Below are 21185 nucleotides of genomic sequence, written 5' to 3'. Positions count from 1 at the left end.
GTTTTAAAATGAAGTATATTAAATTAAATAATGGAATTGACATACCAATCATCGGCAGCGGGACAAATACGTATGGTAAAGAGGCAAACCAATATACAGGTGCCTTAAGGGGAGATACTCAAGAATTCGACTGGGCTATTGAAAATGGTTATCGTCATTTTGACTCTGCTCAAAAATACAGGAATGAAGAAGTTCTTGGCAAGGGGTTACAGAACTCTTCCCTGCCACGTGAAGAATTCTTTATCACGACAAAACTCAATACATTTGAAGGTTTCGGGGGGACAGAATGGGCCCATGCTGAAATTAAAAAAAGCTTAGAAAAATTACAAACGGACTCTATTGATTTATTCCTGATCCATAAGCCATGGGATAATGATGATGAAATGTTAGAAGCATGGCGTATTTTAGAAGATTATTATACTCGTGGAGTGTTTAAGGCAATCGGTGTTTCTAACTTTGAAAAAGAACATCTAAACTTGATTCTTGAAAATGGCAATGTTCCACCAGCTGTTAATCAAATCAAATCTCAAGTGGGTAAATGGAATGAAGACTTGATTGCTTATAATAAAAAGAACAATATTGCAACTGTTGCATGGTCTGCATTAGGCGGTATTGATGACAATGCTAAGCACGTTTTAGAAGAAATCGGTACCGAATATGGCAAAACATACGCGCAAGTTCTGTTACGCTATCTAATTGAACGTGATGTCATCGTCATTCCAAAGTCTCATAATAAAGAACGACAAGCACAATCCTTAGATATTTTTGATTTCGAACTCACTGAAAACGATCGTGACCGAATTGCGACATTAAAAGGTGCTCAATAAACTGCATGCCAGGTACTCATTGTATTCCGTGCCTGTGCACCACTCAATTCAGACACGATTCGGAATTGTGTTGAAGTTGTGTGGCGCACAGGCACACGGCACTATTTAACCACTTTTGAACATCTTCAAGTGTCACTTTTTCAGGAACCTCTAACGGACCAATTGGAAATTTTACATTCATTTTCTAATCACCTTTCCCTCATCATTTTTTCGTCTAACGAAAACCTCTATTGCTGAATTAAGAAGGCATACAAGACAAGTATAGCATTTTGAGAAGATGAGTGTGAATAATCGGTTAAAAGGAACGTGTTTTAAAGTAGTATTTGGTATTTTTGGTATGAAGAAAAAATAAATATCGCCACTGTTGGTACGAATGTAAAAGAAATGTCCTGAAAATTGAAACGTTTCTCCATTTAAATCGTAATAGAGATAGTAGAAACGACTGAAAATGCTGAGGAGTGATCGTATGAGACAGTTGTATATTAAACAGAAGATCTTAAGCTTGAGTTGCAAATTGCCGATGATGAAATGGAACCTCTCCTCGTCGCACTTGTTGTCGCGATTGATTATGTAAAAGCAGCCCAGTCTGCTGCTGCGGCATCTAGTGGAGGATGAATTAAGCGTACCGATGCTGGTGTAATTTAGTAGTTAGTATCCAGCTCTATAAAAAGAATTCAAAATCAAAAGATAATTCAAGCTGAATATAGTAGAATTGGAATAAAGGAGAGAGGAGGTCCTGGTGGATGGAAATGGTTTATTTACATTCGAAAATAACTGTTCCACTTGTTGCAAAAGAAGCCGTCGAACGAGACCGGTTATTTGATTTACTACATAATGAACCAAAAAAATTGACCGTTGTGCGTGCTCCGGCAGGCTATGGAAAAACAACGATGCTTAGCCAATGGTTCAGTCAATTCGATGAGCCGGTCGCCTGGTTGTCAATCGATCATGCTGATAATGACCCCATTCGTTTTTGGCGATACGTCATACAGACAGTGGCTGATACGACTCAAAGCGGTTTAGAAGTAAAATTATTTCCCCTTTTCAATGTGCAACCCCAATTGCCATTAGAAGTACTAGTGGATACCTTATTGAACGAGCTAAGCACAATGCAAGGAATCATTCAAATTGCGATAGATGATTATCATTTAATTGAGAACGATACAATTCACGAAATGATGACCCGATTTATTGATTACTTACCGAACAATGTGCACGTGTACGTGACAAGTCGAACGGAATTGCCGCTGCCTATCGCGAAATGGCGGGTTAAATCATGGCTTTCTGAAATTGGAAAAGAACAATTGCGCTTCACTTATACAGATATCGAGCGTTTTTATAAAAAGAAGAAATTAGCTTATCAAGATACAACGGTATTGCAATATGTGTTGGATTGGACGGAAGGGTGGGTAGCGGGAATTCAATTAGTCGGGCTAACGATTGGCACGTCTTCAGAGAGGGGAAACTCGATACATATAGAAACTAATCCGCATCCTTTAATCACAGAATTTTTGTTAAGTGAAATACTCGCGACACTCCCTCCAGCTATACAGGATTTTCTCATCCGTACTTCGATACTTAATCAACTAGAGCCCGTCATTTGTAATGCGCTCACGGACCAGGTGGATAGTGATGCTGTTTTGCTAGAACTTGAACAAAGAGGATTATTCATCAACCGATTGCATCATACAAGTCATCTCGTTTTTCGCTATCATCATATGTTTATAGACGCGTTGCAAATTGAACTCAGACATCGTTATTCTGAAGAGATGATTGATACGCTTTACCAAGAAGCGGCAATGTTATTGCATGATAAAGGGGATGTCCACGCTGCAATTGAACTGGCACTTGCAAATGATGCTCATGAACTTGCAGATCGCTGGATAGCTTCTCATATTGTGGAGTTTTTTGAATCTGGGCAAACGTCAACACTTCTTCGATGGGTACGAATTTTACTGAAAAACCATTATGAGGTGCATCCTGAAACGCTTGTTATGACTGCACTCATATTAACTATCGGCCATAACCTAAAAGAAGCTAGACAAATTTTATCGGATTTGGAGCAGCGTCAAACGGCTAATAAATGGATGGATAAGGAAGAATATCTACATATTGCACGTAGTCATCAGGCAGTGAAAGCCTATGTACTCATCGCGAGCGGGGAGGATATTGAACAAGCAACAGAGATGATTCGGAAAAAATTAGAGGGGGGATTTGTCCAAACGAAATGGGATGAACTGCCTTTACAATACAATCGCTTTGAACCGAAAATCATACAGACGAGTATTGGATCACGCGGCAAACTCTGGCCAGACAAACAATCTCTTCCCTTTTTTGAGTTACTGCGCCAAAGTGAATTTACAAAGCAAAACATGACAGGATTCAGTTATGGATTGCGTGCGGAGACTTTATATGAAAGGAACCGTATGGATGAGGCATGGACAGAGTTGCAAGTGGCGCTTCAATATGGACATGACTTTCACGATCCGGGTTTATTCATCCCCATATATCTATTGAAAGCACGAATATATGCGACAAAAAAGCAATTTATCAATGCGTATACGTTATTGGATCATGCGCTAGAAAATGTGAAAGAATCGCACTGGAAGAGCCTAATATTCGCTATGAAAGCCCGCTGTCATTTGTTAGAGGGCGACGCTGTACGAGCAGAAGAAGAGCTTTATAAACTTCCAGAGTTTGCTTACAATAAGCGTGTATCGGGACAGTCGTTTTGGTTATTGACTCAGGCTCGTCTCTTTTTGGCAAAAAAACAAACAAAAGATGCTTTGCACATCAGTGTTCAAGTAAAAGAGCAAGCACTACAAGACCAACAAGTTTCGATCATTATTGAGGCGGCTGCACTTGAGGCGAGTTGTCAACTCGTTCTGTCTGATGAAAATGCAGCACTTCAGGCATTTCATGAAGCATTGGAATACGGTGCTCCATATCATTATGCAAGGACTTTTCTCGATGAAAAGAATAGTATGCAACTGATAAGAAAATATGTGAAAGCACGTGAAAAGGGTGTAAATGCCGAATGGGGTTCAGTACCACTTTCCTACATTGAACAGCTAGTCGCATATAGTCAGGACGATAGCATGGGGACTACAGCAGTAAATCAACTTACACCGCGTGAACAGGATGTATTGAAATTACTAGCAAATGGTTCTTCGAATAGTGAAATAGCAAGCCAGTTGGTGCTTTCTGAAGGAACGGTTCGTGTTTATTTGTCGACTATCTATAGTAAACTGGGTGTGAATTCACGAACGCAAGCTATATTGGCAACTAGGGAAGAGTAATAGGGTAGGGTTCTGATTTTTCAGAGTCCTCCCTATTTTTATTGTAAATAAATGATAAAGAGTAGTAGTTCTACTACTTTGTTATTAAAAATTTACTAGGCATAAGTAATCATTTTTTCGCACTATTAACATTCCTCAATAGTACAAATACAAATTTAAATATATAATGAGCTATGATCCGTTGATTTGACTGAAAAATTAGTTTTTTGACCTGAACAGGATATTGTTGTAGTCAGGAAAGGGGGGGTAACTTGGATTTTTTAATTTTACTTTTTGCGCATCTATTAGGCGACTATCCGTTACAGGGTGAATTTCTTGCCAAAATGAAAGGTAAGAATTTCATTATACTTTCCACCCATGCAGGAATTTGGACAGGGATGATTCTTATCGCTGCTTATTTAATAGGGTATTCTGTAGACATTTGGGATGTATTCATCTTATTTACTGTCCATGCAATCGCGGATTATATGAAGGCTAAGCCCCTCGGTTTTTATAAAAAATTAAATCCGCTAGGGTGGGGACTTGGAATTGATCAAGCTATTCATATCGGACAAATTTTGATTTTTATGTTCTTCATGTCTGAAAAAATCTCATAGGAGACAAGTATGAAAATTAAATTAACGCATGTACTTACTATCGTAACGATACTTTTTTTGTTCTTATTTTATCAAGACAGTTTAAAAGGGTTTGAAATGAAACTACAAGACCAGTGGCTGCAAGAAAAGCGCCCGACAGATAATCGCGTAGCAATTATTGCAATCGATGACGAGAGTTTGCAATCTATCGGTCATTGGCCTTGGGACCGAAATGTGCATGCCGAGTTAGTACGTAAATTGACGGAAGGAAATGCCGCTGTTATTGGATTCGATATCACGTTTCCATTGCCTGCAAAAACAGTTGAAGAAGATGAGGAATTCATTGCGGCCGTCCGAGATGCAGGAAATGTAGTACTTGCACGCTACGGCGTTTTCGACAAGTTTTCGCAGCAGGGCATCATCGAAGCAAAAGAATTATCAGAACCCTTTCCAGAACTGAAAAATGCAGCAAGTGCTTTGGGCCATTTAAATACAATTCCTGATTCTGACAGTGTTGTGAGAAAGGCTCTTTTACAGTTTACATACAATGATGAAAAGATTGAAAGTTTTTCATCGGTCATTGCCAAAAAATACAGTGAACATATCGGAGAGTCCCTCACTACGGATATAGGCGGATTAAATTCACTTCAACAATTTCATATTGATTATGCGGGTGGGCCAGAAGAATTTGAGATCATTCCTTATTGGATGGTGTTTGAAGGAGAAGTTCCCCCGGATTATTTTGAAAATCGCATTGTTTTGATTGGCCCATACACGGTGGGAATTAAAGATGATTTTTTAACGCCAATGGATTCTGAACAAAGTATGTATGGAGTCGAAATTCATGCCAATATTATTCAAAATTTATTAGAAGGAAACTTTAAGCAAGAACTTGATTGGAAATGGAATGTACTTATCTTAATTTTTTCGAGTATTTTGGCTTCATTCATGTTCCGATTAAAATCACCTATCTATTCTTTAGTAACTATTATTGTATTCATAGTTGCTATTATGTACGGTGGAAAAATCGTGTACGAACAGGGATGGATTATGACACTTATGTATCCAATAGGTTTACTTATTACGCTATACGTGAGTTCTGTTGGTTTCAATTATTTGAATGAGTTGTCAGAAAGAAAAAGAGTGACTTCGATATTTGGGAGATACGTAGCTCCTCAAGTTGTTGCACAAATTTTGGATAACGGAGAAGAAGGACTGAAATTGGGCGGAAGTCGAAAAGAATTAACGGTTTTATTTGTTGATATCCGTGGGTTTACGACTTTATCCGAACGTGTTGAACCGGAAGAGATTGTTGAGATATTGAATGAGTATTTGAACTTAACGGCGAACTGTATTTTTCAATTTGGTGGAACGTTAGATAAGTTTATCGGGGATGCAACGATGGCGATATTCAATGCTCCTTTAGATTTAGAAGATCATGCTTTGCAGGCGGTGCGGACCGCTTGGGCGATGAAGGAGGGAGCCGTGGAACTTGAAAACCGACTGCAAGAACGATTCGGACAAGGTGTAAAGTTTGGAATTGGTATTCACACGGGACCTGCTGTAGTTGGTAATATTGGTTCAAAAACCCGAATGGATTATACGGTGATTGGTGACACGGTTAACACGGCGGCTAGATTGGAAAGTAATGCGAAACCTGGTCAAATTATTATTAGCCAATCTGTTTATGAACAGGTCGAGAGTCGAGTAATGGCCCAATCACTAGGTGAAATTAAAGTGAAAGGGAAATCACAGGGGGTTGTTATTTACGAAGTGGAGGGGATCAGATGAATAAAAAGAAAGCATTGCTTATCATAATCCCAATCATCGTGATTGTCATTAGCTATTTTCTTTTTTCACCGTCGGGAACGACTAAGGAGCATGTGAAAATAGGAAAAGTATTAGAGTTTTATGGGAAAGTAGAGTTGAAAAAAGGGCAAGAGAATAAAGTATTTAACGTTTTTGAAAATATGACTTTTACCCAAGGGGATACAGTGCTTACAGGGCAAAGTAGCCTTATAAAATTAGCATTTGATGTGGATAAAGAAGTGACAGTGACGTCGAATACAGAGTTGGTCATTAGTCAATTGGTCGAAAGTGTAAAAGCAAAATCAGGGAAAACCAATTTAGATTTGCAAGGCGGCAAAGTAAAAGTAAAAATCGATAAAAAGTTGGAAGGTGAATCAGAATTTAAAGTTCGAACGCCGAATGCGATTATGGGCGTTATGGGTACAGAGTTTTATGTCTATTACAATGGGCAAGAGACGTGGGTGGGTACGGTAGAAGGCGTCGTTTCTGTTCAAGTTATCGGCGAAGATGAAGCGCCAATCCTTGTTGAAGCAGATCAAAGTGTTTTGATTGGAGAACAAGGCAGTTCAGATGTAATGGAAATGGATGAGGAACAACTTCAATTGTTTGAAGAAAATCTTGATGAAGAAGGAGCACGGGGAGAAGAAAATATAGGTTCCCAAGAAGATGTAGCTAGTGAAATGAGCGATACGGACGAGGGAGCAGAAATCCCCGAAGAAACCGTTGTTGCAAGTCTTCCCGAACAAAGGAGAACAAATGCAACGAACAGAGTGCCAGGAGAACAAGGGACGATAAAGAGGCCCGTAGCTGAAAAACCGAATGAAGAAAATCAACCGATCGATGAGGCGCCGGTTGTCCTGCCGCCAATTCAAGAGCCAGAAGTGGAACAACCACCAGTAGTCGAGGAGGAAGTACCACCTGTAGACGGAGAAGACACCCCGCCAGTAGACGAGGAAGAACTCCTACCCGAAGATGAAGAGGACATTCCTCCGGTAGACGAGGAGGAACTCCCGCCCGAAGACGAAGAAGAAATTCCGCCAGTAGATGAGGAAGAGTCCCCACCTGTAGATGGGGGAAGTTACCCGCCGATAGATTGGGGTGGCGGAAGCGGAGGTAATCAGGGCGGAGACGGAAACAATCCAGGCGAAGGTGACTGTGTAGGGATATCACCGGGTGAAGAATGTGGAGACGATATCTCAAATAATTGCGAAGGCATATCTGAAGGCGAAGAATGTGGAGTCGACATCCCAGATAATTGCGAAGGCATATCCGAAGGCGAAGAATGTGGAGATGATATCTCAAATAATTGCGAAGGCATATCTGAAGGCGAAGAATGTGGAGTCGACATCCCAAATAATTGCGAAGGCATATCTGAAGGCGAAGAATGTGGAGTCGACATCCCAAATAATTGCGAAGGCATATCTGAAGGCGAAGAATGTGGAGTCGACATCCCAAATAATTGCGAAGGCATATCCGAAGGCGAAGAATGTGGAGACGACATCCCAAATAATTGCGAAGGCATATCCGAAGGCGAAGAATGTGTAGTCGACATCCCAAATAATTGCGAAGGCATATCTGAAGGCGAAGAATGTGTAGACATTCCGGGCGAAAATGAAGACGGAAACGGTTCGGACGAAGGTATAGACGGAGATTCCTTGGATGGAAATAGAGAAGATGAAGAAATCCCAAGTCCCTAACTAAATGAAAACAGCAAGGAGGGGTGATAGTGAAGGATGTTGAACAGGGGTACCCCCTGATTGACGAGCAATTAGCCGAAAAACTACAACAATCCAACCTGGAAATACGTGAACAAATTTATTTACCAGGTCAACTCATCTTAGAAAAAGGGGAAATTACCGAACGCGTTCATATTATTGTTTCAGGTCAAGTCCGTGTATTTATCGAACAAGAAAGAAAAGTTCAATTGGCTTTATTGCAAAGAGGTCATTTCTTTGGAGAAATGTCCTCTCTCACGGGAGATCCTATCAGTGCTCACGTAGAAGCTGTGGATACTGTTCAAACAGTGACGGTTTGTCGTTCAGGCATGTTATTGCTGATGGATCAAAATGCTGAGTTTCGTATGCAAATTATTGAAGCGATGATTAAAAGAATTCAAAGTTCCAACGAGCGCGTGTTGGAAGAGCATACAAAAAGTCTATTGATTATGAAACATCATGAAACGGAAGAGCAGGAACGTCATGGCGAAATTATCGGAATAAGTCCGGCTGTACAAAAACTACTAAGTGAAATAGAAAGACTATCTGCAAGGCAAGAACACATCGTCATTTTAGGTGAATCCGGTACTGGCAAAAGAAATATAGCGAAAAAACTTCATTATAAGTCAACGAATGGTCATTATCCCGTACTTTCCATCCATCCAACTGATTTTGATGTACGTACTTGGGATGCAAAAGTGCATGCGGCAAATGGTGGCACGATTATTGTAGAGCAGGCGGATCAATTACCGAAGAGTTTATTGAAACAAATTACTGAAGCCAATCAACAAACGCGAATCATTTTGACAACTTCAGCACCATTGGATTTACCTAACTTAACGATATTATATATCCCACCCCTTCGCGAGCGTGTTGAAGATATTCCATTACTTGCTCAATACTTTGTTGAAAAAGAAGGAGCAGTAGATCCAGAAACGGCAATTTCACAAGATGCTCTGCGTTTGCTGGCACTGTTTCCTTACTTAACGAATAATGTTGAAGAATTAGAAAAAGTGATAAAAGAAGCTTTTATTCTTAGTGAAGGACGTACAATTTACAGCAATCATCTGCGATTTGGAAGGGCTCGTAAGGCTGGGGAACGTCCAACAATTGGACTGGCATTGGGCAGTGGCTCAATAAGAGGAATGGCTCATCTTGGTGTATTAAGAGTATTGGAAAAAGAAGGTGTTCCCATCGATATCATCGCGGGGACAAGTGTTGGTTCATTGGTCGGCGGGGCTTATGCCGCTGGAATGCCAGTAGAAGATTGTGTAGATGTTCTTTCGTCGATTAGCTGGGGACAATTGGTTCGCCCCACTTTGCCGAGGCGTTCTTTCGTACATAATACCCCGATGATTGGATTTATCGAACAACATCTAGGAAAAAGAAATATTGAGGAGTTAGCAATGCCATTTGCTGCTGTAGCATCAGAAATCGCAACGGGGGAGGCACATATTATGCGAACAGGTTCGCTTGCGCATGCAATCAGTGCAAGTACGGCAATTCCCGCAATCATGCGTCCCGTACAATACCAAGGAAAAAATTTGGTCGATGGAGCCGTCGTTCACCCCGTACCAACTGCGCTAGTGAAAAGCATGGGGGCTGATATCGTTATTGCAGTCAATGTGTGCGCAGAGTCATTTGTCAAAGGTACAGCGAGGCATTTTGTGGATTCTCTTATGAATACAATCGATATAATGAGTGCAAAAATGGTCAAGGAAGAATTGCAACTTGCGGATGTCATATTGCGCCCAGACTTAGGTTTTAATCAAATTAGTTTTAAAGACTCAAAATTTTGCATCGCAGCCGGAGAAGTCGTAACGAAAGAGGCAATTGGTCGGATTCAAAAGATTGCTGCGACATATGAATAGATGATTGAAAGCGAAACCCATCCTTGAATTCCCGTGTAGGAATTTGAAGATGGGTTTTGGCGTCTCATGGTCAATAAATTTATTGTTTTATCGAGTGGATGATTTGATTGATTTTTTCAAGAGGGAGACCTGTAATTAGGGTAATATCATCCAATGAAAAATCGTTCCCTTACATTTTAACTTTGGACATGAACTTCTTGAGTTACTAGCACACTTCGTGCATCTTGAACTTTATTCGCAAAAAGTGGGGGGTGGTCAATGGATTGAAAATGCATATACATAAGGCGTGGGTTGTCGAATAACCAGTGGTTGTGAACGGCGGTCAACATAAGGCCATGCTGTTGAAGTTTATCAATAAAAGGGTTGATCTCGCTTTCAAGAACTAAAGTTTCCCCGCTACAAAGAGCCAATCCGTCTTTTGTAACAGATTCAAATGCATACATCTCTGGATTGAGTAGAAAGGATCTCCCGGGTCTACCCAGAACAATTGGTTTAATATTTGTACGGGCAATCATGACCATACAAGCCCCTTTTTCAAGTGTATGAATCGTTCCGTCCAGCAACCTATTGAATTGATTGCATAGGTCGGAAAGATCCAGATGATCGCCCCCTATGCCAGAATTATTGGCGTTGACACTTTGTGTAATCAATATCCCTAAAGAATCTTTCACCCTTCTGGCAAAGTCAAGTGGGCGATCGATGGCCTCAAAATGTATAAACATAAGCCGAGGATTATCAAAAAGGAAATGATTATGGAGTGCGGTTACCGTAATGCCATGCCCGCGAAGTTTTGCAATAAACGGATTGACTTCCTCCATAAGAATTACAATTTCACCAAGACACAAGGCCCTTCCGTCTTTATCCATACTTTCGAATGAATATTTGTTCTGGACTTAGTAACCAAACAGACGCCCTCTACAACACTTGGGGTGGAATCCAGGATTTTTGCAAATTCGTTACAAAGCTGGGATGGTGCCATATTTGTATGACGCACATAAGCTCCTCCATAAAATATATTTTGAATTTGAACAACACGAGATTCACTAGTAAATGAAGTCCCGCCCGCAATTCAGTATATGTATGGAGTGGATTTTGGTGACCAACTGGAAATTTAGACGAGTATTTGGATTCTTTGAATGGGGAAGATGATGAATAAGCTTTTACTTCGAGTTCAGAACAATGCTACATTTAATCAAATGAATATATTAAAATTGAATAAAAATAAGATATCTGCGTGTAAAAATATCTCATTTTCACACGCAGATACCTTTTATTATTTTTCACTCGATCGACCTTTTCTACTTTGGGATTTAATAGTAGGGGTCTCATGGGCGTATTTCAAATGTTTGCTCATTAAAATCGTCTCTATGATTGTCCATAGTTCTCTTATTCGACCGTTGGGCAATCTAAGCGATGCTTCTAGGTCTTGTTCATTCTTTTTGACATGCAGGTGGAAAGGTTCAGTACTAGTTTGATGTGCTTTACTATTGGAATGTGGTTCAGAGTGAAACTTCATAACAATCGAACCATTAGGCGAATAGAAATCGTAGTTATAGTATTCGATAAATCCATTTTTGATAATTTCTTGGCAGGATAGTTTTGTTGAATCGGAAAATAAGATGGTTTTTCGAATAGCACCTGGTTTTGAGGGAAGACCATTAGCACCATTTCTAATTTCCACAATTTCATGAAACTCTTTTTCAAGCAGGCTAAAGTTAGTTTGAGGAATTCCTGTTGACATTATACTCATCGAGCTTTCTTTTAAAATATGACCAAGTAGCAGCATCGGTTTGTTCTTCGGAAGTTAGTTCTTCTTTTAAACCTAACGTGTGCTTAAAATCCCCTCCATACTTAACTTCATAAAGAGCCATTTGTTCAGCCAAGAATGATTGGTCATCCATATCATATAGATTTTCTTCTTGTTCTTCTTCCCACTCTTTTACGATATCAGCAACAACATATAATTTACCTGTTCTGGATTTCCAAAGGGTATTTGCACTGATTCGTGCTTGTGCATTTTTCTCAGCTCTTTCAACGCCTTCAAATCTTCCTTCTTTAATCCAATTATTGATGGTGGTAATCGATACCCCGAAATATTTTGCGATCTGTCCCGTAGTATAAGTAGGAGCGAATTCGCTTTCCTCAGCTGCAATGTCAGCCATAAGTTGCAAGGTTTGTGAAAGAAGTTTTTTCATTTCTTCAACGTCTTCTAAAACTGACTCGCTCAGTTTACTTAATTGAAGGTTATTAATGTTTGTTTTGTCTAAGTAATTAACGATTACTTTGAAGAGCAACAAACTATCGTTCTCATCTTCAAAAATCCGATTGGTTAATGCAGGCGCTCTTTTAACAAATTCTCTTTTTTCGAATGTTGTTAACATAATCATCACCTCTTCGCCTCCTAGTATAACTAAACTGCAACCAAACTACAAGCAACTAAAACTAAGGTTCACATAATTCATTATATTCAATTGAACAATTCTTATACCTTCTTGCTTGTGCATTTAACTGCACCTCTTTTATGTTCATTTAATTTCATTCGCATCATTGACTAGTACGATAGAGTGGAAATGTTCTCCCGGTGCTATCGGTGTGAAGCGAAAATAAATGTCGCCACTTTGTCTCCTTTTTCGAATGTGTTGTCTATAGGAAGGGTGAAAGGCATCTTTAGCACCCGGTGTGTATATACTCCGAACAGTCTAGGATAGAAAACAAACGGTGCCAGTCACTTTACCTAAGGTCGAGATACCATTCGGCCCGCCTAATACACAAACAACGAACGTGACTGGCACCACACGCTACGACAATCCGCCAATTAGATTACCGCTTGCCTGTGCGTAATACAATTCAGACACGATTCGGAATTGTTTTGAAGTTGTGTAGTGCACAGGCACACGCCACTAGTCTTTTCCTAAGTCCAATTTCGAAAGAACTCGATATTGGTATGGGAGATTTAACGTTATACTTTAGTGTCGCGGCAGTTGTTACCATGATTTTCTTAGCGTTTGCTGGAAAACTAGTAGCGAAGTTCGATATTCGTTTATTAATCATTGTTTCAATTATTTTACAAGCAGGCGCTTTTGTTGCTTTCGGTTTTATGAATTCTGTATGGGGTTGGTATGTATTTGCAATACCACTTGCAATCGGAGGAACTTTTCTTACTGTCATTTTAGGTCCTATTTTAATTAATCAATGGTTCAAAAAGAGTAGCGGTTTAGCGCTTGGAATATTAGCAGCAACAGGTGGAATTGTCGGAGCTCTCGTACAGCCTTTTGTAGGCCGATTAATTGTGAGCCACGGTTGGAGATTTTCATATATAGCAATCGGACTTGGAGCAATCGTCATTGTTGTTCTTATTACACTGCTTTTAATTCGTATGTTGTCAAAAGAAAAAGGATACTATCCTTATGGAATGGAAGAAGTGAATCCAGAAGATGAAACACCATCGAAAACATCACAAAACAGTGGCGTTACGTTGGCGGTTGCGAAAAAGTCATCTGCTTTTTATGCGTTATTGATCTTTTTCTTTTTCCTAACTGCAATCGCAAGCTTCATGGTTCACGTACCTACGTACATCGTCAATAAAGGGTTTAGCCAAGAGTTTGCTGGAACTGCATTAGGGGTATTCATGTTAGGTGTTGTGTTTTCATCTCTCCTAATCGGTTTATTGAATGACAAAATCGGAACGAAAATCACTGCAATCATTGCGATGGTTTTAGGTATCGTTTCTGTATCGATCCTATTATTCGCAGCATCTAGTTCTGTAATGATTTTCATAGCGCTCATTCTTTTCTCATTTATTACGAGCGGTATTGGGATCATCACACCATCTCTTACGTCAAGTTTATTTGGGAATAAAGAATATAGCCAAATCTATTCAACGGTTTCAATCGGGTTAGCGGCTGCTTCAATCGTTGCATTACCCGCATACGGTTATGTTTTCCAATTTACGGGTAGTTATTCAGCAGGGTTGTATGCAATCTTAGCGATGCTCGTTATTAACGTTTTTGCGATAATTATCGCTTATAATGGAAAGAAAAAGTTAGAACAAGCAGGATTATGGAATTAAACATTGGAGGAGAATGAAGATGAACAGATTAGAAGGAAAAGTAGCAATCGTTACAGGAGCAGCACAAGGAATGGGCGCAACACATGTTAAACGTTTTGTTGAAGAAGGTGCAAAAGTCGTATTCACAGACATTAACGAAGAAAAAGGTCTTGCACTAGAAAAAGAACTTGGCGAAAACTCTAAATTTGTCAAGCACGACGTAACAAATGCTGCAGATTGGAAAACGGTTGTTGATACGACTGAAGAAACATTCGGTGCGATTGATATTCTAGTAAATAATGCAGGAATTAGCATGAACAAATCACTTCTTGAAATGACAGAAGAGCAATACCGAACAATCGTAAACATTAACCAAGTATCTGTATTCCTTGGTATGAAAGCAACAGCGCCTTCAATGATGAAAGCGGAAAAGGGTTCAATCATTAACATCTCATCAATGAACGGATTGGTAGGCGGAGCAGTCGGCTATACGGATACAAAATTCGCTGTTCGCGGCATGACAAAAGCAGCTGCACTTCAGTTGGGTCAAAACGGAATTCGTGTCAACTCGGTACACCCAGGTGTAATCGAAACGCCAATGATTTCAGAAGGAGATGCTGTTGAAGCAATTAAAGAATTCTCAAAGCATATTCCAATGAGACGCATTGCAAAACCAGAAGAAGTCACAAATCTTGTTCTCTTCTTAGCATCTGACGAGTCAAGCTACTCAACAGGATCCGAATTCGTCATTGACGGCGGATTAACTGCACAATAATCTTTTTGTTCACAGGGAAAAGCCGGTTGCTCAAATGCAACCGGCTTTTTTTCTGTGCCTGTGCACCACTCAATTTAGAAACGATTCCGAATTGTGTTCAAGTTGCGCGGTGCACAGGCACGTCATTATAGGCACGTCATTATATAACGAGTCCATCTTTTGTTGTGATGACGTGATCAGCATAGGATAGCATTTCTTCGTCATGAGTGACCATCAATGTAGTGATGTTTAACGTTTTCGTCAACTCACGAATTAAAGTCATGATGTCTTTTGACCTTTTGGAGTCTAAACTTGCAGTCGGTTCATCCGCAAATAACATTTTCGGTTTGTGAATGAGCGCGCGGGCTATCGCGACCCGCTGTTTTTCTCCTCCAGATAAGGAAGCTGGGTACGCTTCTTTCCGGTGTTCCATATCGATTAATGCCAGAATTTTATCGACTTCATTTTCACGTTCACGTTTTTTCAAAGAGGATTCTGAAACATCTAGCATAAGCATCAGTTGCTCTTCTACCGTAAGAAAGGGGACAAGGTGGGAAGATTGAAAGACGAAACCAAAATCAGCAGCTCGTATCTTTCTAATTTCCTCTTGGTTCATCGAAGTCATATCATTCCCCTCGAATATCACCTGACCGTCTGATGCACGTTGAAGTCCCGCGGCTATTGTAAGGATTGTACTTTTACCGGACCCTGAAGCTCCTACCAACGCTGTAATTTCACCTTCTTTAAGTGAAATATTAATGCCTTTTAGTACTTTTTCATCGATTTCACCATTTGTAAATGTTTTTGTTACTTCATTCAGAGTAAAGATTGTCATATTAAACCTCTCCTTGTTGAATCGCTTGTAGTGGTTCGACTTTTTTGATTTGAATTCCTGAAAGTGTTGCACCGATAAATCCAATTACGAGGAATACGATCGATAATTGAACTGTATTTCCGAAAGTTAGGCTGAACGGCATTCCTTCAGGCGCAATCATTGTGAACGCTTGACTTAGCGCGACGGAAAAAGAAAGTGCAGTAATCGTGATGACGAACATTTGAGTCCACATCATTTTGAAGAGGGTACTCGTCTTTACGCCGATTGCTTTTAAGATTCCATACAATCCGATTTTTTGAACGTTCATCATATAGAAGAAGATCGCAAACAACATTCCGCTAATGATGACTAAAAACCAAACAATCATATTTAAAGACATTTGCTCCGCGCTATAGCTTGGAATGGTATTTAGAAAGTTTTTATTCGAAAAGGATTGTAAACCAGAAATTGTTTCCTTGTTATCAGCTCCTGGAATGAAAACCAATTGCATTTCCATTACCCGGTAAATTTCCTGATAATTTTCCATATTGATAAAAGCGACCGGTGCGTGGCTATATTTCACTTGATCGACAAAGCCTTTTACTTTAAATTCCCCACTGAATTGATTATTCGTTAAGATATCTCCGATTTTTATTCCGTCCTTTTCTAAGGAACGATCTAATACAATTTCACCTTTTTCTACGGATTCAAATAACTTGGAATCTGTTGATGTAACAAAAGCAAGACTATGTTGCTTATCATTTGCATCGTTTACAAATCCCATTTGAATCGAAAACGCCACAGCATCTTTCTGTTCGCTAAGGATGTTGTCTTGCACTTCTTGATCGATTCGTGAAAGATTGTAGGTTTCATTGGCCTCGGTCTCCATATAAAATTGACCATTCGGGAGATCTTTTATGAGCGCCGCATTATCTTGAGATAGCCCATTGGATAATCCAGAAATGATAAACGTTAAAAAACTAACTAAAAAGATGATTGAACCTAAAATGATAAACCGAACTTTATTTTTCTTAATTTCCTTCCATGCAATGTTCATATGAACGCCTCCGTCTTCTTTATAACCCAATTGTATATGTGCTAAGTGAACGGAAGGTTAACACGGTATTACAGATTTTATGTGTGCCTGTGCACCACTCAATTTAGAAACGATTCCGAATTGTGTTTAAGTTGCGCGGTGCACAGGCACGGCGAAAAAGGGTTTTAGTGGTAATTGTGGTATGGTATTAGTAGATTACATATTCATTCGATAATTTAATTGATTCACGTATAAGTTATTCAGCAAGTTTTAGCATTTTATATGGGGTCCCCGGCAGGTTGTGTAGAGGTCATTATCGCCGATGAAACAGTCGAAATCGATGATCTAACTGTAGACGAATCGTTCCGGAATAAAGGGATTGGAAGCCGGTTACAAAAATTTGTCATGGAGTCGTTTCCGAATAGAGTTGTACTATTAGTGGCTGATGGAGAAGATACCCCAAGAGAAATGTACAAGAAACAAAATTATAACTATTATGGATTTAAATACGAAGTACAAAAAATAGATCAAGATTAGTGTCTAATATCTTGTTTACTAAGCGGGCGCTATAGTCGTTCAATTTATACATTTGTCGAGGGGTTAGGAATTTACGTTTGGAGGAAGATTAATTGGAATTTATAGTATCTATTTTTTTTGGCATAGTGGGTTTATTTGTTCTTTACGTAGTAATTTCAAAAGCGGTTCGGGATGGAATTAATCAATCTTTGGTTGGTCAAAGTATCTTAGAAAAAGAATCTGCATAGAGAAGATAGAAAAGGAACTTTAACTAATGATTTGGATACCGACTATTAATTTGAGTTTATAGTAATGGTTGCGGTTGTTTTATAAGCGATTGGTTCTGTATCGCAATCGGGGCCAGGTTATGGAAAGGTGTAAAATAATGAAGTTAGTAATTCAAGCATTTATAGTATCGATAGTAATTCATTTAGTTTATATATTTGGTTCAATAGGAATTGGTTATATAAAAACAAAATTCTATAAGCCCCAGATTTCTGGTGAATGGGAGAGAGTGGATTATCTTCAAAATGAAGTATCCTTTGGAATGGTAGACCCTCCCTTTTATTTAGTTTTTACTTTGTTTGGAATAGCTCTTATATATGGAGTTATAATATATCTTAATAAAAACTTCCGGAGCTGAAGTATGGCTGTTTTATTTCCGCAAATGGGCGCGTTTAATACATAAGGACTGAACTACAATCGGGCGAGGTAGCTAAATAAGGGTTTAGCGTTAATCAATAAAAACACATTTTGAGAGAGGGATATTATGAACCACTACCAAATTGTAAAAGAAGTAATTAATGATTGGGACCCGATGCACCTTATAAGACTTAGATCTGAGGATGAATATGATCCAGAAATAAGTCGCATTGTATTGCTATTACCAACTGCATCTGTTGAAAAATTAGCTGTAGTGAAACACGAAGTCTTTGCTGATATGTTTTCGAGGAGTGGAGCGCCTTCGATTAATAATTGTTATCCAAGTGCATTAAAAATATGGAACAAAATTTATAATAATAAATATCCGAATTTAAAAAAACGGTATTAATTAAAAGCAATAGTATTAAACTAATGGGCGCGATTGTTACAAAAGCATTGTGCCAGAAACGTATAATAGTATCCATATAGAGATGAGTGAAATTGATGATTTTATTGAATCCTGAGGAGTACGCAAAGGTTTGTAAATGTCCATTGGAATTAGCAACTCAAAGATGGTCATATTTTGAAAACCTGTATAAAAAACATCTTGAAGCAGTTTGCCCTACCTGTAATGCTACAAGCGGTAATTTATACTTTGCCGACGATGATAAAATAGATGAAATAAACATAGTCTATATTCGTTGTGGAAATTGTAAAGAAACATTTAATTGTGATGATACAAGATTACGTGATTGGCGAGCTGGCACGGGTTTTCTTGATCAGGTGCTAGATGTAATCGAGAATGGCAAGTCATCTGTAATGGGATTTGCTAATGATGATTTGTCAGAAGAAGAGTGGTTTCAATTTGTAACGGATTCAACGAATCAATTATATAATGATGACTTGTAAATGGATGGAGTTAAACGAACGGATATAATTGTTATGAAAGGGGTATCTTAATAAGCTATGAAGAAAAACATTCTTTATTTTGTTGCGGGGCTCCTTACTTACTTCGTAGGTTCAACTCTAATAGAATTATTATGAAAACAAAGACTGATTGTACAATCGCGCGTTAACTAATCAACCGCTGCGACTCAGTCGAGCCATTTTGATGGATAAACTAAAGATTAATTTTCGAAGAAATTGTCATGGACTATAATAGGGGGGATTGTATGTTTAGTTTTCAAACTTATAAAGATAAACGGTATTGGATTCTTCTGCTCCCATTCGTAATTATCTTGATAGGTGTTTCTGTATTTGCAACTAGTTATTTTGAAGAAAATCCTTTGATGGCCCCGGTATTTATCCTTTTAAACGCAATCTTGTTTTGGGGGATATACCACTTGTGGAAATATATTGGAGATAAAAAACAGAGGGATAGTTGAGGTTTTCAGATTTCTATTGCAGTCTTAGCTAAGTAGGAGGTGGATTTGATGAACAAGGTTTTGGCATACTCAATTTCAGGGATGGGGTTAACAGGTGCCGTCCTGATCATCTCGGTTGCTTTGTTATTCAATACTCCAATAGGAAATCTATTGAAGCTGGTAACTGCTGGTTCAACAACAGCCTTCGTTATATTTACTATTTCAGCCCTAGTGCTTCGTCGGCGATTAGATGAAATAAGTAAATACTAGATTTGTAAAGAGCGAACAAAGTTAGAGTTCTTTTAAAACAGATTAAAGAATAATTTTAGTTATTCTAGCGGACAAATCTAGATAATTTCTTAACTACATAGGAGGAATAATATGCATATTAATACTGAGAGAAGTACCGTGAATTATAATAAACTCAATGTAAATACCACGTCTCATAATGCAAAGGAATCTAACGGGAGTAAAAGTTTACCAATAGATACGGTGGAAATTTCTAATAAGGATAAAATTAGTACAAACATATTGAGCTTAGATAAGGGGACAGCGGCTGACACAACGCTTTATGTGGATAGATCTACTTTTGAAAGAATCGCAGAATATACTACAAATAACCCTGAGTGTCGGTGGAGTGAAATGGGAGTTGATTCAGAAAAGCGTTGGATAGTTGTAAATGGACAACGTTTTGAAACCCCATTAAGTGAAGAAGAAAAGGCAGCAGCGAAAAAATCACAAATGACATTACTAGATCACTTGCAAGAGAACGAAAAACATAAAGAAGATACTTCGTCCAAAGATAAGGTAGTATTTGATTTCACGAATAAAGATAACCCTGCTAGTAATATAGAAAACCCCAAAATAATAGGTTTGTTGCAAAATGATAAAGTAATGGAAATGCTTAAAAATATATCGAAAGGAACGAAAGGGAAAATATCGATATCTTCCAGTTTATAATTGTTTGATGATGAATAAGCATCACTTTCTAGTTGGGCAAAATTTTAGCAATCGGGTGCAATTGCAAGGTATGAGAGAATGACAAATAGGAGTCTGGAGAGATAAGAAATGAAAGATGGTTTGTTTTGCTACCCAGAGTTAGAGCCAACTCAAAACGAAAGGATTCTTATTAAGTTAACGGGTACTGTTGTTTACTTGTGATAAAGTTATACGAGTAACGATGTGTAAAGCGAGGTAGTTTAAAATGATCGTTAAGATACTGTTTAACCCGATTTTAGCTTTTGCATTATTTGTTTCAGGCATAGGTTTGGCCACAGTAAATATTTCGTTCGGCTTACTATCCATTCTAGGCGGTTTATTATTCGGTTTATCTTCGCAACGTAATGAAGTGGGGACTATGAATAAAAAGACAAAGGGTTTATTTTACGGAACGTTCATTTTCTTGCTATCGCTATTCTCGATATCGTTTTTAATTATTGCTAGAAATTTTCTTTAGCTAGGTAGTTTAAGAGAGTTCGAATGAAAGTTAGAAAACTGGGTGGAAAGGATGAATTATTTCTATGTTATGGGTACTTACACAAGATAAGCAGAGCATGATGAATGTTAGAGATGTTTCTGTAAAAGGAAAGTATATCGTAGGTTTTATTGAAAGCAGTCTTATGGATCAATGGAACAAAACTATGGGGAAGTATGATTCAAATGAAAGAGCACTAGAGATACTTAAAGAAATATTTATGAAGATGGAAGAAAGTACTGGCGTTACAATGACGTACACGATGCCTGCAAAGTAAACATTGGTGTGCCTGTGCACCATGCAACTTTGACACGATTCGGAATTGTGTTCAAATTGAGCCGTGCACAGGCACGCTAATGTTAGGTGTGCCTGTGCACCACGCAACTTAGACCCGATTCGGAATGTTCATAATTGTGTTTAAATTGTGCCGTGCACAGGCAC

The 21185-nt window shown here is 38.8% G+C and carries 22 protein-coding genes; 17 read left to right on the top strand and 5 right to left on the bottom strand.

The window, feature by feature from the left end:
* Nucleotides 1–8 precede the first annotated feature (8 nt).
* From ACXYMX_RS09115 to ACXYMX_RS09090, 6 genes are all read left to right on the top strand, one after another.
* The gene (locus ACXYMX_RS09115) at nucleotides 9–827 is read left to right on the top strand and encodes an aldo/keto reductase family protein (RefSeq protein WP_459043943.1); all 819 of its coding nucleotides are present in this window, start codon (nucleotides 9–11) and stop codon (nucleotides 825–827) included.
* Between the two features lie 743 nt (nucleotides 828–1570).
* Nucleotides 1571–4126 (top strand): LuxR C-terminal-related transcriptional regulator, encoded by a 2556-nt coding sequence (locus ACXYMX_RS09110; RefSeq protein WP_459043942.1) that lies wholly within the window; start codon nucleotides 1571–1573, stop codon nucleotides 4124–4126.
* Between the two features lie 251 nt (nucleotides 4127–4377).
* Nucleotides 4378–4722: a DUF3307 domain-containing protein gene (locus tag ACXYMX_RS09105; RefSeq protein WP_459043941.1), complete on the top strand. Its 345-nt coding sequence runs from the start codon at nucleotides 4378–4380 to the stop codon at nucleotides 4720–4722.
* A gap of 9 nt (nucleotides 4723–4731) precedes the next feature.
* Entirely contained in the window at nucleotides 4732–6492 is a 1761-nt protein-coding gene (locus ACXYMX_RS09100) for a CHASE2 domain-containing protein (RefSeq protein ID WP_459043940.1), read from the top strand.
* Nucleotides 6489–8207, top strand: coding sequence for a FecR family protein (locus tag ACXYMX_RS09095; RefSeq protein ID WP_459043939.1), 1719 nt, complete (start codon nucleotides 6489–6491; stop codon nucleotides 8205–8207). Before ACXYMX_RS09100 ends, ACXYMX_RS09095 begins: the two co-directional genes overlap by 4 nt.
* 29 nt (nucleotides 8208–8236) lie before the next feature.
* On the top strand, nucleotides 8237–10096 hold the full coding sequence (locus ACXYMX_RS09090; RefSeq protein WP_459043938.1) for a patatin-like phospholipase family protein: 1860 nt from the start codon (nucleotides 8237–8239) through the stop codon (nucleotides 10094–10096).
* Nucleotides 10097–10272: 176 nt separating this feature from the next.
* On the opposite strand, the gene ACXYMX_RS09085 is transcribed toward ACXYMX_RS09090, so the two are convergent.
* The 3 genes from ACXYMX_RS09085 to ACXYMX_RS09075 form a co-directional block, all read right to left on the bottom strand.
* Nucleotides 10273–10962: a DUF1259 domain-containing protein gene (locus tag ACXYMX_RS09085; RefSeq protein ID WP_459043937.1), complete on the bottom strand. Its 690-nt coding sequence runs from the start codon at nucleotides 10960–10962 to the stop codon at nucleotides 10273–10275.
* A gap of 407 nt (nucleotides 10963–11369) precedes the next feature.
* Nucleotides 11370–11837 (bottom strand): toxin-antitoxin system TumE family protein, encoded by a 468-nt coding sequence (locus ACXYMX_RS09080; protein WP_459043936.1) that lies wholly within the window; start codon nucleotides 11835–11837, stop codon nucleotides 11370–11372.
* Entirely contained in the window at nucleotides 11812–12483 is a 672-nt protein-coding gene (locus tag ACXYMX_RS09075) for a MerR family transcriptional regulator (protein ID WP_459043935.1), read from the bottom strand. Before ACXYMX_RS09075 ends, ACXYMX_RS09080 begins: the two co-directional genes overlap by 26 nt.
* 446 nt (nucleotides 12484–12929) lie before the next feature.
* On the opposite strand from ACXYMX_RS09075, the gene ACXYMX_RS09070 reads away from it, so the two are divergent.
* Nucleotides 12930–14165, top strand: a complete 1236-nt coding sequence (locus ACXYMX_RS09070; RefSeq protein ID WP_459043934.1) for an MFS transporter — start codon at nucleotides 12930–12932, stop codon at nucleotides 14163–14165.
* Between the two features lie 19 nt (nucleotides 14166–14184).
* Nucleotides 14185–14919, top strand: a complete 735-nt coding sequence (locus ACXYMX_RS09065) for a glucose 1-dehydrogenase (protein ID WP_459043933.1) — start codon at nucleotides 14185–14187, stop codon at nucleotides 14917–14919.
* A gap of 139 nt (nucleotides 14920–15058) precedes the next feature.
* On the opposite strand, the gene ACXYMX_RS09060 is transcribed toward ACXYMX_RS09065, so the two are convergent.
* Together ACXYMX_RS09060 and ACXYMX_RS09055 are read right to left on the bottom strand one after the other, a co-directional pair.
* Nucleotides 15059–15733: an ABC transporter ATP-binding protein gene (locus ACXYMX_RS09060; protein WP_459043932.1), complete on the bottom strand. Its 675-nt coding sequence runs from the start codon at nucleotides 15731–15733 to the stop codon at nucleotides 15059–15061.
* Nucleotide 15734: 1 nt separating this feature from the next.
* Nucleotides 15735–16769 carry an ABC transporter permease gene (locus tag ACXYMX_RS09055; protein WP_459043931.1) on the bottom strand — a complete coding sequence of 345 codons (1035 nt, stop codon included), beginning with the start codon at nucleotides 16767–16769 and terminating at the stop codon, nucleotides 15735–15737.
* A 261-nt stretch (nucleotides 16770–17030) separates the two neighbouring features.
* Here ACXYMX_RS09055 and ACXYMX_RS09050 point away from each other — a divergent pair, with 261 nt between their 5' ends.
* The 9 genes from ACXYMX_RS09050 (at nucleotide 17031) to ACXYMX_RS09010 (ending at nucleotide 21021) form a co-directional block, all read left to right on the top strand.
* On the top strand, nucleotides 17031–17285 hold the full coding sequence (locus tag ACXYMX_RS09050) for a GNAT family N-acetyltransferase (protein WP_459043930.1): 255 nt from the start codon (nucleotides 17031–17033) through the stop codon (nucleotides 17283–17285).
* Between the two features lie 92 nt (nucleotides 17286–17377).
* Nucleotides 17378–17512 carry a hypothetical protein gene (locus ACXYMX_RS09045; protein ID WP_459043929.1) on the top strand — a complete coding sequence of 45 codons (135 nt, stop codon included), beginning with the start codon at nucleotides 17378–17380 and terminating at the stop codon, nucleotides 17510–17512.
* Nucleotides 17513–17649: 137 nt separating this feature from the next.
* Entirely contained in the window at nucleotides 17650–17907 is a 258-nt protein-coding gene (locus tag ACXYMX_RS09040) for a hypothetical protein (RefSeq protein WP_459043928.1), read from the top strand.
* Between the two features lie 126 nt (nucleotides 17908–18033).
* Nucleotides 18034–18315 carry a hypothetical protein gene (locus ACXYMX_RS09035; RefSeq protein WP_459043927.1) on the top strand — a complete coding sequence of 94 codons (282 nt, stop codon included), beginning with the start codon at nucleotides 18034–18036 and terminating at the stop codon, nucleotides 18313–18315.
* A gap of 95 nt (nucleotides 18316–18410) precedes the next feature.
* On the top strand, nucleotides 18411–18815 hold the full coding sequence (locus ACXYMX_RS09030; protein ID WP_459043926.1) for a hypothetical protein: 405 nt from the start codon (nucleotides 18411–18413) through the stop codon (nucleotides 18813–18815).
* 524 nt (nucleotides 18816–19339) lie between these two features.
* Nucleotides 19340–19540 carry a hypothetical protein gene (locus ACXYMX_RS09025; RefSeq protein ID WP_459043925.1) on the top strand — a complete coding sequence of 67 codons (201 nt, stop codon included), beginning with the start codon at nucleotides 19340–19342 and terminating at the stop codon, nucleotides 19538–19540.
* A 111-nt stretch (nucleotides 19541–19651) separates the two neighbouring features.
* Nucleotides 19652–20230: a hypothetical protein gene (locus ACXYMX_RS09020; protein ID WP_459043924.1), complete on the top strand. Its 579-nt coding sequence runs from the start codon at nucleotides 19652–19654 to the stop codon at nucleotides 20228–20230.
* 244 nt (nucleotides 20231–20474) lie between these two features.
* Nucleotides 20475–20726 carry a hypothetical protein gene (locus ACXYMX_RS09015; protein ID WP_459043923.1) on the top strand — a complete coding sequence of 84 codons (252 nt, stop codon included), beginning with the start codon at nucleotides 20475–20477 and terminating at the stop codon, nucleotides 20724–20726.
* A 64-nt stretch (nucleotides 20727–20790) separates the two neighbouring features.
* Nucleotides 20791–21021 carry a hypothetical protein gene (locus ACXYMX_RS09010; protein ID WP_459043922.1) on the top strand — a complete coding sequence of 77 codons (231 nt, stop codon included), beginning with the start codon at nucleotides 20791–20793 and terminating at the stop codon, nucleotides 21019–21021.
* The last annotated feature ends 164 nt before the right edge of the window (nucleotides 21022–21185 follow it).

Source organism: Sporosarcina sp. CAU 1771 (genome assembly GCF_054482775.1).
Note: the sequence above shows the minus strand (reverse complement) of the source record. Positions and strands in the feature narration are given on the sequence as shown.